Origin of the sequence: Carboxylicivirga linearis (genome assembly GCF_018271995.1) — a bacterium.
GTDB lineage: Bacteria > Bacteroidota > Bacteroidia > Bacteroidales > Marinilabiliaceae > Carboxylicivirga > Carboxylicivirga linearis.
The window spans coordinates 53059-68521 of the sequence record NZ_JAGUCO010000005.1; the positions used below are offsets into that span (position 1 = coordinate 53059).

Annotated in this window: 13 protein-coding genes; 9 read left to right on the top strand and 4 right to left on the bottom strand. The window is 35.8% G+C overall.

The genetic code is table 11. The features are described 5' to 3' along the window. Positions 1-66: 66 nt before the first annotated feature. The 9 genes from KEM10_RS09120 (at position 67) to xylE (ending at position 9815) form a co-directional block, all read left to right on the top strand. Complete coding sequence (locus tag KEM10_RS09120; protein WP_212215683.1) at positions 67-1077, top strand: LacI family DNA-binding transcriptional regulator; 1011 nt, start codon at positions 67-69, stop codon at positions 1075-1077. A 16-nt stretch (positions 1078-1093) separates the two neighbouring features. After that, on the top strand, positions 1094-1930 hold the full coding sequence (kduI, locus tag KEM10_RS09125) for a 5-dehydro-4-deoxy-D-glucuronate isomerase (protein ID WP_212215684.1): 837 nt from the start codon (positions 1094-1096) through the stop codon (positions 1928-1930). Positions 1931-1939: 9 nt separating this feature from the next. Further along, positions 1940-2278, top strand: a complete 339-nt coding sequence (locus KEM10_RS09130) for a cupin domain-containing protein (protein WP_212215685.1) — start codon at positions 1940-1942, stop codon at positions 2276-2278. 15 nt (positions 2279-2293) lie between these two features. Further along, entirely contained in the window at positions 2294-3094 is an 801-nt protein-coding gene (locus KEM10_RS09135; protein ID WP_212215686.1) for a gluconate 5-dehydrogenase, read from the top strand. 1 nt (position 3095) lies between these two features. After that, positions 3096-4256, top strand: a complete 1161-nt coding sequence (locus KEM10_RS09140; protein WP_212215687.1) for a DUF4861 family protein — start codon at positions 3096-3098, stop codon at positions 4254-4256. 169 nt (positions 4257-4425) lie between these two features. Then, positions 4426-5415, top strand: coding sequence for a GntR family transcriptional regulator (locus KEM10_RS09145; RefSeq protein ID WP_212215688.1), 990 nt, complete (start codon positions 4426-4428; stop codon positions 5413-5415). A gap of 65 nt (positions 5416-5480) precedes the next feature. After that, on the top strand, positions 5481-6953 hold the full coding sequence (locus KEM10_RS09150; RefSeq protein ID WP_244825694.1) for a xylulokinase: 1473 nt from the start codon (positions 5481-5483) through the stop codon (positions 6951-6953). 25 nt (positions 6954-6978) lie between these two features. Beyond that, entirely contained in the window at positions 6979-8292 is a 1314-nt protein-coding gene (gene xylA / locus KEM10_RS09155) for a xylose isomerase (protein ID WP_212215689.1), read from the top strand. 134 nt (positions 8293-8426) lie between these two features. After that, a complete protein-coding gene (gene xylE / locus KEM10_RS09160) occupies positions 8427-9815 on the top strand; it encodes a D-xylose transporter XylE (protein ID WP_212215690.1) in 1389 nt (462 codons plus the stop codon). A 28-nt stretch (positions 9816-9843) separates the two neighbouring features. Here the strand turns inward: xylE and KEM10_RS09165 are convergent, their stop codons facing one another. The 4 genes from KEM10_RS09165 to KEM10_RS09180 all read right to left on the bottom strand — a co-directional run bounded on the left by KEM10_RS09165 (position 9844) and on the right by KEM10_RS09180 (position 15148). Further along, on the bottom strand, positions 9844-13191 hold the full coding sequence (locus KEM10_RS09165; protein ID WP_212215691.1) for a two-component regulator propeller domain-containing protein: 3348 nt from the start codon (positions 13189-13191) through the stop codon (positions 9844-9846). A 132-nt stretch (positions 13192-13323) separates the two neighbouring features. After that, positions 13324-14037 (bottom strand): LytR/AlgR family response regulator transcription factor, encoded by a 714-nt coding sequence (locus KEM10_RS09170; protein WP_212215692.1) that lies wholly within the window; start codon positions 14035-14037, stop codon positions 13324-13326. A 70-nt stretch (positions 14038-14107) separates the two neighbouring features. After that, complete coding sequence (locus tag KEM10_RS09175) at positions 14108-14788, bottom strand: TrmH family RNA methyltransferase (RefSeq protein ID WP_212215693.1); 681 nt, start codon at positions 14786-14788, stop codon at positions 14108-14110. An 87-nt stretch (positions 14789-14875) separates the two neighbouring features. After that, complete coding sequence (locus KEM10_RS09180; protein WP_212215694.1) at positions 14876-15148, bottom strand: HU family DNA-binding protein; 273 nt, start codon at positions 15146-15148, stop codon at positions 14876-14878. Positions 15149-15463: the final 315 nt, after the last annotated feature.

Here is a 15463-nt window from a genome sequence, read left to right on the forward strand (position 1 = left end):
TTTTGTATATCATTAATGAAAATAACCATCATTTGATAAAAAATGATGATTGATTAATGCCAGGTAATGAAAAAAGTAACCATTAGCGATATAGCTAACAAATTAAATATGACCCCCTCAACCGTTTCAAGGGCTTTGGCTAATAACAAACGTATTAGTGAAAGTACTCGAAAAAAGGTTCAGGATACTTCCAAAGAAATGGGATATCAACCCAATGTTATGGCAGCATCGTTGCGTAAAGGTACCAGCGATACGATTGGTATGATAGTACCTCGTATTAATCGTCATTTTTTTAGTAATGTTATAAGTGGGGTTGAAGAAATTTTAAATCCAGCTGGTTTTAATTTGGTGGTTATTCAGAGTGGAGAGTTGTTAAGTCGGGAGGTGAAAGCTGTTGAGTCGTTATTGCAAAACCGGGTAGGAGGGATTATTCTTTCCTTATCGCTTCAGACAAATACATTTGAACATCTGCAAGATGTGGTGAAGCATAATACTCCGTTGGTGCAGTTTGATAGGGTGACCAAAAGTTTACCCGGATCGAAAATTACTAATGATAATTACACCGGAGGGTATTTAGCAACACGTCATTTAATCAAATGTGGTTTTAAGCATGTTGCGCATTTTAGTGGAAGTTATAAATTACGCGCTTATCGTGAGAGAAAGGCTGGTTATATAGCTGCTTTGGAAGAAGCAGGCATGAGGGTTGATGAAAAGCTTATAGTGGATGATGTTATTACCCGTGAGGCTGGATATTCACAAATACATAAGTTGGTGATGCGTACCAATGCTGATGCTGTTTTTTGTGCAGGAGATTACAGTGCTTTAGGTGCTATGGAAGGCTTAAAATCGTTGGGTTATCATATTCCTGATCAGTTTGGTATTGTTGGTTTTGCCAATGAGCCATTTTCAGAATTGATGGATCCATCATTGTCATCTGTTGAGCAAAATGCTTTGGAAATGGGAAATAAAGTTGCAGCTGCAATGATAAAAGCAATACAAAAAGAAGAAGTTCCTGAAGAGGAAGTAATTCCTGTTCGTTTTATTGGTAGAAGTTCTTCTTGGAAAGATTATAAATAACTGAAAATTTAATATTATGAGTTTAGAAGTTCGCTACGCAGTGCATCCAGAAGATGCAAAAAGTTATGGAACGGATCGTATCCGTAAAGAATTTTTGATTGAAAAAGTAATGGTTCCGGGTGAAATTAATCTGGTTTACTCAATGTACGATCGTTACATTGTGGGTGGAGTGGTTCCAACGGATAAACCTATTGAGTTAGGAACTTATGATGAGTTGAAAGCTGAATTTTTCTTGAATCGTCGTGAGATGGGAATCATCAATGTTGGAGGTGCAGGTACTGTAACTGCCGACGGAACAGAGTATAAGTTAGATTATAAAGAGGCTTTATACTTAGGAAGTGGTATTAAAGAAGTAACTTTTGCTTCGGCTGATGCTTCAAAGCCAGCTCACTTCTATGTTAACTCTGCACCAGCACATAAATCATTGCCAAGTAAGCATGTTACTTTAAAAGATGCGAATGTTTTACAATTAGGTTCGTTACAGACTTCAAACGAACGTCAGATTAACCAGTTGTTGGTAAAAGAAGTGGTTGAAACATGTCAATTGCAAATGGGAATGACTGAGCTGAAACCAGGTAGTGTTTGGAATACCATGCCAGCGCATACTCACAGTCGTCGTATGGAGGCTTATTTCTATTTTGAGGTTCCTGAAAATCAAGCTGTATGTCACTTTATGGGACAACCAGATGAAACACGTCATATCTGGATGCAGAATGAGCAAGCTGTTTTATCACCATCATGGAGTATTCATAGTGCAGCAGGTACATCAAACTATATCTTTATTTGGGGTATGGCTGGCGAAAACTTGGATTATGGTGATATGGATATTCGTCAACCAAACGAATTAAGATAATATTGAATTATGAAATATGTGGGTAAATACGATGAATTAAAGGTAACCAAAGTTGCTGAAGGTATTCAACGTCGTATTGTAAAAACAGATAACCTGATGATGGTGAATGTGGAATTTACTGATGGGCCAACAACAGAGCCGGATCCGTTTCATTCTCATCCACACGAGCAGGTGTCTTACATGATAGAAGGTGAGGTATATCTTTTTGTTGGTGATGAAGAGAAGGTTCATTTGAAGCCGGGCGATCATTTTGCCATCCCGTCAGATGTGCCTCATACCATTCAGCGATTAACGCCGGTTGTGAAACTGATTGATTGTTTTACCCCATTACGTGAAGATTTTTTATAAAACTTATTGAATAAAATGATACAAGAATTATTTGACTTATCAGGAAAAGTAGCCCTTGTTACTGGTGGTACCCATGGTATCGGTATGGCTATTGGTAAAGCACTTGGAAAAGCAGGTGCTAAAATTTGTGTGAATGATCTTTCGGCAGAAAAACTGGAAGAGTGTAAAGCTGAATATGCTAAAGATGGCATTGATGTATATACTTTGGTTTTCAATGTAACTAAAGAAGAAGAGGTTGATAAAGGAATCTCTCAAATCGAAAATGAAGTAGGTCCGGTTGATATTTTGGTAAACAATGCCGGTATCATCAAGCGTATTCCTATTTTAGACATGCCAATTGCTGATTTTCAACAAGTAATTGATGTTGACTTGGTGGCGCCTTTAATTGTTGCTAAACGCGTTGCTCCAGGTATGATCGAAAGAAGAGCAGGTAAAATCATCAATATGTGCTCAATGATGAGTGTTTATGGACGTAACTCTGTTTCTGCATATGCTGCTGCTAAAGGTGGTTTGAAATTGTTAACTGCTAATATGTGTTGTGAGTGGGCTAAGCATGGTTTGCAAATCAATGGAATTGGTCCTGGTTATATCGCTACTTCGCAAACAGCACCAATCCGCGAAAATGGTCACCCATTTAACGACTTAGTAATGACACGTACACCTGCCGCTCGCTGGGGTGAGCCTGAAGATGTAGGTAATGCTGCATTGTTCCTGGCTTCAAAGGCAAGTGAATTTGTAAATGGTCATGTGCTTTATGTTGATGGTGGTATCTTGGCCAACTTCGGATATGTTAAAGGTGAAAATGATCTTGACTAATATGAAGAATATTATTTCAATATTAACGGTTGCTGTAGTATTGGTGTTTACTCAATGTAGTGCACCAGCTACAATCGTAACTGTTACCAATCCGGCTGATTTTGATCGTTTGATTGAAACGGTTGAAGTGAAATTAGCTGATGCTAATATTGCTGGCAACAAAGCTATTGTTTTTGATCAGACTACTGGCAAGGAAGTATTAAGTCAGTTGATTGATAAAGATGGTGATGGCGCATCTGATATAATTTTATTTCAGGTGGAATTAAAGGCAAATGAATCTAAGACTTTTGCTATTAAAGAGGGTGAATCAACTATTGAGCCTTCAGAAGTAAAAACCTTTGCTCGTTTTGTGCCTGAGCGTACCGATGATTATACATGGGAAAACGACCGGGTGTCATTTAGAACATACGGACCAGAAGCTCAGCGTATGGTGGAAGAGAATATCCCGGGAGGAACACTTTCAAGTGGTATTGATTGCTGGTTAAAGAAAGTGGATTATTCAATCATTGATAAATGGTATGAGGGATATAAAAAAGATCCGATGTATTACCATAGTGATCATGGTGAAGGATTAGATAATTACCATGTGGGTCCAAGTCGTGGTTGTGGTGGAACAGGCGTTTTTATCGATGACGTATTGTATACCTCTAAAAACTTTGTTGCTCACAAAACTTTCTTTAATGGACCAATCTCAACAGAGTTTGAATTGGATTATGCACCATATAAGGCGGGTGATGCTTCGGTTAAAGAGCGTAAAGTAATCTCAATTGATTTGGGTAGTAACATGACTAAGTATGTTATTTACGTTGATGGAACTGATCAGCTTTCAGCCGGTGTTACCCTGCATGATAGAAAAGGAACCCTTTCCACTAATGATGAAAACGGTTGGATTAACTGGTATGCTCCTCATTTTGGTGAGGAAATAAGTACTAGTGTTGTAGCTGATCCTAAATACTATGCTGGTAATTTTAAAATTGAAACAGAAGTACCAGATCGTAGCAATGCCATTGTTCATTTAAATGTAATTGATGGAAAAGTTGAATTCTATTCAGGATTTTTCTGGACTGGCAGCAAGCAATTTGAAAGTAATGCAAAGTGGGAAGAGTATCTGAATACCTTTTCTCAATGTTTGAAAAAGCCATTGCAAGTTGAAGTGAAATAATTCAAAATTGAAATAGCTCAAAAAAAGCTCGGTTCTGTTAGTCAGAATCGGGCTTTTTGCTTTAGTTGAGGATTTATTGCAATTAGTTTTTCGTTAAGAGATGCAACTTTAAATCAGAAATACTATCTTTGACCCTACCGGAACAGAATACAATAGAAAGATTGATTGAATGATAGAGTTTACTATTAACCCCGCAAGTGATATTCCAAAATTTCAGCAATTAATTGATCAGGTAGTTAATGCGTTAGCCGAAAATAAATTGTTTGAAGGAGATCAATTACCTTCGGTTAATCAAATCTGCCAAAGCTACAAGTTATCAAGGGATACGGTTTTTAAGGCATATGGAATTTTAAAGGAGCAAGGTGTAATAGAGTCGGTTCCAAATAAAGGCTATTTTGTGGCCAAGGAAGGACGCAAAGTGTTCTTGTTTCTAGATACACTTAAGGCATACAAAGAAGTATTGTATGGCGAGTTTGTGAAAAAGCTTGATAAAGATACCATTGCAGATGTCCACTTTCATCATTATAATATTGAGGTGTTTAAAAAGTTGATTACTGAAAGTAGAGGGCGTTATAGTAAATATATCATCATGCCCTTTGCGCATGAAGGGGTTGAAGAAGTAATTGCTATGCTTTCCCCAGAAAAGACCTTGATTATTGATTGGGATACCAATATTAAGAAAATTACCAATAAGCTTTATCAGGATTTTGGTCAGGCTGTGATTGATGCGTTGTCTGAAGCTGAACATCTTTTAAGAAGATATAAGACTTTAATTATGGTTTATCCTGAGTTTACCAATCATCCCAGAATAACTGTAGATTGTTTTGAGGAATATTGTAAAGATCAGGGGTTTAATTATTCAATATTGGAGGATTCTAATCTTTTAAATGTTAAAGCTGGTGAAATGTATTTTAGTGTGAGTGATAGGATGTTGGGTGAAATTTTGGAGCAGTGCAGAGAGAAAAAATTGGAGCCAGGGGTAGATGTTGGAATTCTATCGTACAACGAAACACCCATGAAAAAATTTATTTATAAAGGTATCTCTGTTATTTCAACTGATTTTAAATTAATGGGACAGAAGGCAGCAGCCTTTGCTTCAGAGGATATCAAAATGGATTTTTGCGTGCCAACTAAAATATTTTTTAGAGAATCGTTGTAGTGATGATTCTTTTTTATAATTTTGAACCATACCACAACAGAACGGAACACTAATAAAAGCGTATTATGTATTCACTAGGTTTTGATATAGGAAGTTCATCAGTAAAAGTGGCTTTGCTTGATGTTAAAACAGGTAAGGCGATAGACTCAGCTTTCTATCCGAAAGAAGAAATGGCTATTTCTTCTCCACAGCCCGATTGGGCAGAGCAGCATCCAAAAGATTGGTGGGCTAATTTAAAATTAGCTTTAAAAGATGTACTAACCGATTCAAAAGTTGATGTTACTCAAATTAAGTCGATAGGTATTTCGTATCAAATGCATGGTTTAGTGGTGGTGGATAAAGAGGGTGAAGTGTTGCGACCAGCAATTATTTGGTGCGATAGTCGTGCAATTCCATATGGAAACGCAGCTTTTGAGAAGCTGGGAGAGGAGCATTGCTTATCTCATATGTTGAATTCACCCGGTAACTTCACTGCATCTAAATTAAAGTGGATTAAAGAAAACGAACCAGAGGTTTTTAATCAGGTTGATAAAATTATGCTTCCGGGCGATTATATAGCTTATCGCCTTACTGGTGATATGGTTACCACAAAAAGTGGTTTGTCAGAAGGAATCTTTTGGGATTTTCAAACCCAGAGTGTTTCAAAAGAGCTACTCGATTATTACGGTTTTAACGAGAGTGTGATACCTGCCATCAAAGATACATTTGAAATACAAGGAAGATTAACTGAAGAGGTTGCTAAAGAACTTAATCTTACAGCCGGGGTTGCAGTGTCGTATCGTGCAGGTGACCAACCTAATAATGCTTTAAGTTTAAATGTTCTGAATCCGGGTGAAGTTGCCGCTACGGCTGGAACTTCTGGTGTTGTATATGGAGTGAGCGATCAGTTAAAATACGATCCTAAAGGACGCGTAAATACTTTTGCCCATGTTAATCACAGTAATACAGATCCACGCTTGGGTGTGTTATTGTGTATCAACGGAACCGGTATTTTAAATTCCTGGTTGCGTAAAAATGTAGCAGCTGAGCTCGACTATGTTCAAATGAATGAAGAAGCTTCAGTGGTTGCACCCGGAAGTAATGGGCTTTTGTTCTTCCCTTTTGGAAACGGAGCAGAACGAGTTTTGCAAAACGAAAATCCAGGTTCAAGCTTAGTTAATCTGAATTTTAATCATCATACCAGAGCGCATGTAATTCGTGCGGCGCAAGAAGGTATTGCTTTTAGTTTTAAATTCGGTATGGATGTGATGGAGTTAACGGGTATCGAAACCAAAGTCATCAAGGCTGGAAAAGCAAATATGTTTTTAAGCCCGATTTTCCGTCAGACATTGGCTGATGTTACCGGATCGACCATTGAATTGTACGAAACAGATGGAGCTTTGGGAGCTGCTCGTGGAGCTGCTTATGGTGCAGGATTATATTCTTCATTAAGCGAGGCTTTTGATTCGCTAACCAAAGTTGGAGTTATCGAACCTAATAAAGAAAATGAGGCTACTTTAAAATCCACTTACGAAGAGTGGAAATCAAAATTGAAATAAACAAACAATCTAAATAGTTACAGTTATGGCAACAAACGAATATTTTTCAGGTATTGGAAAAATAGCTTACGAAGGAAGAGATTCAAAAAATCCATTAGCGTTTAAATGGTACAATCCAGAGCAAGTAATTGCTGGAAAAACAATGAAAGAGCACATGCGTTTCGCAGTGGCTTACTGGCACTCTTTCTGCGCAAAAGGAAGCGATCCTTTTGGTGGAGATACTATGACTTTCCCTTGGGATAAAGGTGCAAATGCATTGGATCAGGCTAAATACAAAATGGAAGCTGCTTTTGAATTTTTTACAAAAATTGGTGCACCTTTTTATTGCTTTCACGATACTGACGTTGTAGGTGACGGAACAGCATTTGAAATTGAAGAGCGTTTACAAAAGATTATTCCTATTGCTCAGCAATATCAAAAAGAAACGGGTGTAAACCTATTATGGGGTACTGCTAATGTATTTTCAAATCCTCGTTATATGAATGGTGCTTCAACCAACCCTGATTTTGGTGCTTTAACTCATGCTGCTACTCAGGTTAAAAATGCCATTGATACTACCATAGCTTTAGGCGGACAAAACTACGTGTTCTGGGGTGGTCGCGAAGGTTACATGTCATTATTAAATACTGATATGAAACGCGAAAAAGAGCATTTAGCTCAGTTCTTAACAATGGCTCGCGATTATGCTCGTAAGAATGGATTTAAAGGTAACTTCTTTATTGAGCCTAAGCCAATGGAACCAACTAAACATCAGTATGATGTAGATGCTGAAACGGTAATTGGATTCTTGCGTCACCATGGTTTGGATAAAGATTTCAAATTAAATATTGAAGTAAATCACGCTACTTTAGCTCAGCACACATTCGAACATGAATTACAATGTGCTGCTGATGCTGGTATGTTAGGTAGTATTGATGCCAACAAAGGTGATTATCAAAACGGATGGGATACAGATGAATTCCCAACTAATATTTATGAAACAGTAGAAGCAATGTTGGTTATTCTTCAGGCTGGTGGATTCCAGGGTGGAGGTATTAACTTCGATGCTAAAATTCGCCGTAACTCAACTGATGCTGAAGATTTATTTATCGCTCACGTTTCTGGTATGGATGTTTTTGCACGTGCATTGGTTATTGCTGACGATATCCTTAAAAATAGCGACTTCCTGAAGCAAAGAGCAGATCGTTATGCTTCATTCGATTCAGGAAAAGGTGCTGAATTTGAAGCTGGTAAATTAACCCTTGAAGATCTTCGTGCGATTGCTAAAGAAGCTGGTGAGCCAGCTCAAATTAGCGGTAAACAAGAGCGCTATGAGCAATTGATTAATATGTATATCTAAATCATACATTTCCCGAAAGATGTAAAGACTGTATTATCGCTGTGCTGATTTATCAGTGCAGCGAATTTAACAAGAAACAATAGTTGGTCGTCTTCAAACCCGGCATCTTTCGGGATTTTATTAAATCCTGTTTTATGAATAAAGAACAAAATATTGGCTATATCATTCTGTTAACATTGGTGGCAACCTTAGGAGGGTTGCTTTTTGGTTATGATACAGCTGTTATTTCAGGTGCTGAAAAATCCATTCAGGCCTTTTTAATTGATGGGCTCAATCTTAGCTCTTTTGCCCACGGAGCTACCGTTTCAAGTGCCTTAATCGGATGTATTATCGGAGGAGCTATTTCTGGTTATTTGTCATCACGTTTAGGACGGAAAAAATCATTAATGGTGGCGGCTATCTTATTCTTCATTTCTGCTATTGGATCGGGCCGACCTGAAATGTTATTCTTTGAAGAAGGTAGAGCTACCATGGGCTTACTTTATATGTTCAATTTCTATCGTGTAATAGGTGGTATAGGTGTAGGATTAGCTTCTGCTGTTAGTCCGATGTATATCAGCGAAATTGCCCCTGCTCATATCCGCGGACGACTAATCTCTTTTAACCAATTTGCTATCATATTTGGTATGTTGGTAGTGTACTTTGTAAACTGGTCGATTGCCAAGGGACAAACTATTGAATGGATTAATGCAACAGGATGGCGTTATATGTTTCTTTCAGAGGCAATACCGGCAGGACTGTTTGGTGTTTTATTGCTTTTTGTTCCTGAGACGCCTCGTTACCTATCAATGCAAAATGAGAATGATAAAGCACTCACTATACTTGAAAGAATCAATGGGGTTGAGGCTGCCAAAAAGATATTAAATGAAATTAAAGGAACCGTTGATAAAACATCGGCCAAGTTATCTACTTATGGCTCAAAAATTATAGTAATTGGAATTTTATTGTCTGTCTTTCAGCAATTTGTAGGGATAAATGTTGCCTTGTATTATGCACCTCGTATTTTTGAAAGTGTGGGTGCAGCCAAAGATGCTTCCATGTTACAAACCATTGTAATGGGATTGGTAAATGTTGTTTTTACTGTTGTTGCGATTGCTACTGTTGATCACTGGGGGCGTAAACCATTGTTAATTACCGGATCTATTGGTATGGCCATAGGTATGATTGCCATTGGTATGTTATCGTTTTTTAAGGTAATTGGAATTAGTACCCTAGTGTTTATTATTATATATACAGCTTCTTTTATGATGAGTTGGGGACCTATCTGTTGGGTGTTAATTGGTGAAATATTTCCTAATAAAATCAGGGGTAAAGCTATTGCTATTGCGGTTGCGGCACAATGGGCAGCCAATTATTTTATCTCATCTACCTATCCGGCTATGATGGAGTTTAGTGGTGGGGCTACTTATATGTTCTACGGAATTATGAGTATTCTATCAGCCCTTTTTGTGTGGAAGATGGTTCCAGAAACAAAAGGAAAGTCATTAGAAGAAATGGAAGATGTAATTAAGGATTTGAAGTAGAGATTAATAATAGAGATGTAAAAGGATGTTATCTGAATGATGACATCCTTTTTTTTGTGTATTCCAGTAGTTCGCTTTTAGGAATGAATAAAGAAAATTTTGAGCCTTTATTAATCTCTGAACTTACCTTTATTTCGTAACCCATTAATGCAGATAGTTGTTTGCTAATAGCCAATCCCAGTCCTACACCACGTTTTAGATTCTTTTCGTCCTTAGGGAGCTTGAAAAATGGGATGAAGATCATATCTTTTTCTTTCTTACTTAAACCAGGCCCGGTATCTTTAACCGAAATAATTAAGTTTTCATCATTTGTTTCTAATGATATAGTGATAATACCTTTTTCGGTAAATTTAATAGCATTGTTAAGAAAGTTGGCAATGATTTGATTAATGCGATACTGGTCAGCTTTAATAAATATTTCATTATGGTTGAGTGAGTTTTGAAGGATTAGTTGAATGTTTGGATTTTTTATTTGTACCAGAAATGTATTGAAAAGTGTTTCCAGACTTTCGTAGATGTTGTATTCACTTTTAGATATAGGAAGTTGGTTGGCTTCAATTTTAGAGATATCCAGTATGTCTTCAATTAAAACAAGTAGCGAATCGGTATTAGTCTTTATTAAGTCTGAGTAGGCCTTTCTCTCATTACTCGTCAAATCATTTTCAGAAATTAAGTCGGAGAAACCAACAATGGCATTCATTGGAGTTCTTATTTCGTGAGACATATTGGCTAGAAAAGCACTTTTCAATCGATTTCCTTCTTCAGCTTTTTCTTTGGCTAATTTTAATTCTTCAGTTCTTGTTTCAACTATCGTTTCCAGATTTTGTCTGTGAATCATAAGCTCTTCGTTCTGTGCAAGAAGTTCTTCCTTTTGATCCTCAATTATTTTGGTTCGAAGATTTACAGCTTCCCGTAGTTCTTTTCGATCTTTCATAAGCCTTCTTTCCCTTAAGAAGATATACAATCGAAAAAATGCAATTATAACTGCTATAATAATAGCGATAAACCATAGCCGTTGCCAAAAAGGTGGCTTAATAGAAATTTTTAGTGTGTTAATGTTTGTTGACCATATGCCGTCACTATTGGTTGAAAGTATTTCAAAGGTATACTCACCCGGATGTAAATTGGTAAACGTAGCAGTTCTGTTTCTTGCTGTTGTTTCTGTCCAGTTTGAACTAAATCCTTTTAGTCTGTATTTATATTTACACTTCTCAGGAGAATTAAATGTTATAGCATTAAATTTTAGATTCAGTATAGAGTGATTGAAAGGTAATTCCAAATGTTTGCAATACCTTGGATGTGTTTCTATTTCAGAATTCTGACCTTTAAAGGTTAAGAGTTCGTTATCAACCAGAATTGAATTAATTATTACGCGAGGGTTTTCTTTGTTTATTTTAATTTGTGATGGATTAAAAAAAGTAAAGCCATCTGTTCCTCCCAGATAGATTGTTCCATCAGATGATTGAAAAGTTGATTGTAAAAAAAACTGATTGCCTTGTAATCCATCAGGTTTGAAATATGACAGTAGTATGTTTTCGTTACCGTCATAACAATAAAGGCCATTTAAAGTAGCTATCCATATGTTTGTATCATTATTACTTATAATGCCTGATATACTATTGTCAAGAAGTTTGTTGTTGGTGTTAAAGTGTTTAATTTCTTCTAATTGCGAATTGAAAACCTTTACTCCATCATTGGATGTTCCCACCCAATACCTTTCAAAAGCATCGATTGCTAAAGTGGTTACTCCTTCAAGAATAATAAAATCGTCAATTTTTTTATTGGTCTGGTTAATTTTGTAAATACCACTACTATTTGATGTTAATACCTCACCTTTCTTAAATTCATAAAAATAAGGTAGGTCCATAACTTCTTTCGGATGGGTAAAGGTGAACTTATGCAGCGTTTTTGAATCAATATCATACCTTAATATTCTACCATCTTCAAAACTCATCCATAGATTATTTTTACTGTCGATAAAAAGAGACCAAATATTCTGAGGTATTTCATTTAGTAGTGAATCTTTTTTATTGGGCCAGGGAATGAATTTCTGTAATTTGTTATTGTATTTGCTAATTCCTGATTTCCAGGTGCCCAGCCAAATATGATCTTGCGAGTCGGAAACAATACTTCTAATTACATTCGAAGGAAGATAATTGTCATCTTCATTTCTGTTTCTAATATTTAAAAATTTATCGTTCTTAGGGTTGAAGATGCTTATCCCTTTACCATCTGTACCAATCCAAATTTTGCCAAGATTATCTTCATGAAAGCAGCCGATAATATTACCTGCCAGGTTATTAAAAGCTGGTTGGTTGGTAGCATGTTGAAAACGACTTTTTTTGTAGGAATGAAAAATGGGTGCATTGGGGTTATAATAAAAAACTCCTCCTCTGGATGTTCCTACCCATAATATTCCATTATTATCTTTATGAAAACTGTATATACCATTTGACGTAAGACCATTTTTCTGATCTTCAAGATATTTAAATGTGATAGTTTGCTGATCAAGTTTATTGATTCCGCCTTGATCAACAGCAAAGTATAGATTGTTTGAATCATCTTCATAAACATCCATAATTCTACTTCCATTTGTTCCCTTGCCATCATCTGAAATTGGTATATCAACAAAAGTTTGGGTGTCAGGGTTAAAGTAGCTTAAACCATTGAGGCGACTCAATATCCAAAGAAGATTGTTTTTGTCTAAGTGTAGGGTTTTAATTTCTTTTATATTACTTACATCACGATGCGGATAGTATTGTGTTGCGTGAGTATTTTTGTTGAAAATAAAAAGTCCGGAGATATAGGTTGAAATGAATAGCTTATCGTTATCAGCCTCTTCTATTGAAGTAATACCTTGACTTAATGAATTACCATGTTGCATTTTATAATGCGTGAATGTTTTTGATGATTCATTATAGCGTCTTAATCCATCGTCTGCTCCAATCCACAAGTTTTTTTCGCTATCCTCAAAAATACAGTTCACAGAAAAGGGATCATTGGAATTATTTTGGATGTTGTTGAATAAATATCTGGTAAATGATTCATTGCTTGGGTGGTATAAATTTAGGCCATTGTGGGTACAAATCCATAATCGGTTTTTAGAGTCAACAAATAACTGAAATATTTTATTGCTACTAATGGATGTGCTATCGTCAGGATTATTTAAAAAGCGTTCGATATTGTAGCCATCGTATCGCATTAAACCAGGTCCGTCATTTCCAATCCACAAAAAACCTTCACTATCTTTTGTGATTGATTTTATTAACGACATACCTTCTCCTGAATCAAGATGTTTAAAGGTCCAGGTTGAATCCGCCTTAGTAGATTGAGTTAAGTGGCATAAAAGTAAAATGACTAATAAACGATATTGCATTTTTTAGCACGGTTAATGCCTAAAAATTATAAAAAAAAATGCAAATAGCCAATCAATAAATTGAATATGGTTGATGATTGGAAATAGGGAAGGGTATTGCACAAAAAAAGCCGTCTGTCAGACGGCTTTAATTTATTTTGTTATTAGATTAATATCATCCATTAATTTGTCTTTATAAGACTTTCCAATCGGAATTATTTTAGATCCTCCTTCATGAAGGATGATAACTGAGTTATCTTCAATAACTTTTATCTTTGTGATGTTTACAATAAAAGAACGGTGAACGCGAACAAAACGATCGGTTGGCATTTTCTCCGATATTGCTTTCATTGTAAAGTGAATGGTGTACTTATCCTTAAAAGTGTTAAGGACAACATAATTTTCAAGTGCTTCAATCCACAATATATCATCATACTTTACTCTAACCAAAGAGCTGTTGTTTTTAATGAAGATTTCACTGCTTTCTCTAGATACCATGTCACTTTCCTCATAGCGTTCTTTGGCACGTGTAACAGCTTTAATGAAACGTCCGTATTGAACAGGTTTCAATAAATAATCAGTCACATCATATTCGTATGATTCAATAGCATATTTTTCTTGAGAAGAGTATACAATAACTTGTGGTAATTTGCTTAAAGATTTAAGAAAATCAATACCACTCATCTCAGGCATTTCAATATCAAGAAAAATAAGATCTATAGGATCAGCGTCTGGTTTAGATAGAAAATTAATTGCAGTCACAGCACTATCAAAGCTTCCAGCATGAGTTAGACCATCTGTTTTTTCGATGAACTCTTTAATGATTTTTGTTGAAAGCTTATCATCATCAATAATAATGCAATTCATAGATTCTGTTTTTTGTCAAATTTAAAAAAATATCACCACTATCAAACCGTACGTGTTAAAAAATGTTTGATTATTTCTTTTCACCAACGCGTTCATAAAACTCCTGAATTAACAAATCACTTTTCTTAATTGATTTTTTCATCCAGTCGATATATAAGTCATCACTTTCATTTTTCGGCAGTTGCCACTTTATATCACTTTTTCTGAGTTTATGAGTGAGATGATGTATTGTAACAGCTGCCGCTACCGATATGTTCAAGCTTTCGGCGAATCCATACATTGGTATTTTTAAAAAATCATCGGCTTCCTCTTTTACAACTTCAGATATGCCGGTTAATTCGGTACCAAAAACAAGAGCTGTTTTTCCTGCATTTAAATCCAGATCATCCAGGTTTACATCATTGTCATGAGGCGAGGTGGCCACAATTCTATATCCTTGTTTTTTCAAATGCTTAAGAGCGTCACGTGTGTTGTTTTCTTTTTCGTTGTATCTGTGTAAGTTAAGCCACTTAGTTGTTCCTACTACAACTTTAGGATTAATGTTAAATGTATTTCTGTTTTCGATAATATGAACATCCTGCACCCCAAATCCATCACAGGAACGTAAAACAGCACTGGCATTTTGTGTTTGAAATATGTCCTCCAAAACAACGGTTAGGTATCGGGTTCTTTGATGTAAAATATTAAGCATTAAATCTTTTCGATCTTCAGTCATAACATCTTGTAAAAACTCAATAAGCGCTTGCTTCATCAGGCAATTCTCCTTTTATATTAATATTTAGCAAAAAAAAGAGAGCACATTTGTGCTCTCTCAATATCTTTTGGTTGCCTTTCTAAATTAGTTGATAGAGTCGCTAAGCTCACTACCAGCTTTGAATTTAACAACTTTTTTAGCAGGGATTTCGATTTCTTTTCCTGTTTGAGGGTTTCTACCTGTGCGAGCACTTCTTTCAGAAACACCAAATGAACCAAATCCTACTAGTGCAACACGACCACCAGCTTTCAATGAATCACTAGTTACTTTAATAAAAGCATCTAAAGCTTTTTTAGCATCTGCCTTTGTAATTTCCGCTTCACCAGCGATTGCATCGATTAATTGAGCCTTGTTCATAATACTCCTTAATTATAGGGTTAAATACTAAATAATTCTTAAACTTTCCTCTACAAATATAGAGTATTTCCAGTGTTTACCAAATCTGTAGAAAAAAAATGCAAAAAAATGTATTAAAAAAGCATTTTCTGTTAATGTTTGAGTGTTTAGATTTTAATAAATATAAAGAACAGATAATCAGTAGTTAGTGATGGTTGGTTTAAATGTTTGATAAAAATTAACCAGATAGGCATAATTTTTTTAATAAAACAACTAAGTTTAGTTATTGCAAAATAATATTTTACGGTTTTATAGATGTTGAATTTATGTTTTTAA

What these genes read in the sequence shown, in the direction of transcription:
- KEM10_RS09120 (WP_212215683.1), top strand. Translation starts at nt 67, where the DNA reads ATGAAAAAAGTAACCATTAGCGATATAGCTAACAAATTAAATATGACC.
- kduI (WP_212215684.1), top strand. Translation starts at nt 1,094, where the DNA reads ATGAGTTTAGAAGTTCGCTACGCAGTGCATCCAGAAGATGCAAAAAGT.
- KEM10_RS09130 (WP_212215685.1), top strand. Translation starts at nt 1,940, where the DNA reads ATGAAATATGTGGGTAAATACGATGAATTAAAGGTAACCAAAGTTGCT.
- KEM10_RS09135 (WP_212215686.1), top strand. Translation starts at nt 2,294, where the DNA reads ATGATACAAGAATTATTTGACTTATCAGGAAAAGTAGCCCTTGTTACT.
- KEM10_RS09140 (WP_212215687.1), top strand. Translation starts at nt 3,096, where the DNA reads ATGAAGAATATTATTTCAATATTAACGGTTGCTGTAGTATTGGTGTTT.
- KEM10_RS09145 (WP_212215688.1), top strand. Translation starts at nt 4,426, where the DNA reads ATGATAGAGTTTACTATTAACCCCGCAAGTGATATTCCAAAATTTCAG.
- KEM10_RS09150 (WP_244825694.1), top strand. Translation starts at nt 5,481, where the DNA reads ATGTATTCACTAGGTTTTGATATAGGAAGTTCATCAGTAAAAGTGGCT.
- xylA (WP_212215689.1), top strand. Translation starts at nt 6,979, where the DNA reads ATGGCAACAAACGAATATTTTTCAGGTATTGGAAAAATAGCTTACGAA.
- xylE (WP_212215690.1), top strand. Translation starts at nt 8,427, where the DNA reads ATGAATAAAGAACAAAATATTGGCTATATCATTCTGTTAACATTGGTG.
- KEM10_RS09165 (WP_212215691.1), bottom strand. Translation starts at nt 13,191, where the DNA reads ATGCAATATCGTTTATTAGTCATTTTACTTTTATGCCACTTAACTCAA.
- KEM10_RS09170 (WP_212215692.1), bottom strand. Translation starts at nt 14,037, where the DNA reads ATGAATTGCATTATTATTGATGATGATAAGCTTTCAACAAAAATCATT.
- KEM10_RS09175 (WP_212215693.1), bottom strand. Translation starts at nt 14,788, where the DNA reads ATGAAGCAAGCGCTTATTGAGTTTTTACAAGATGTTATGACTGAAGAT.
- KEM10_RS09180 (WP_212215694.1), bottom strand. Translation starts at nt 15,148, where the DNA reads ATGAACAAGGCTCAATTAATCGATGCAATCGCTGGTGAAGCGGAAATT.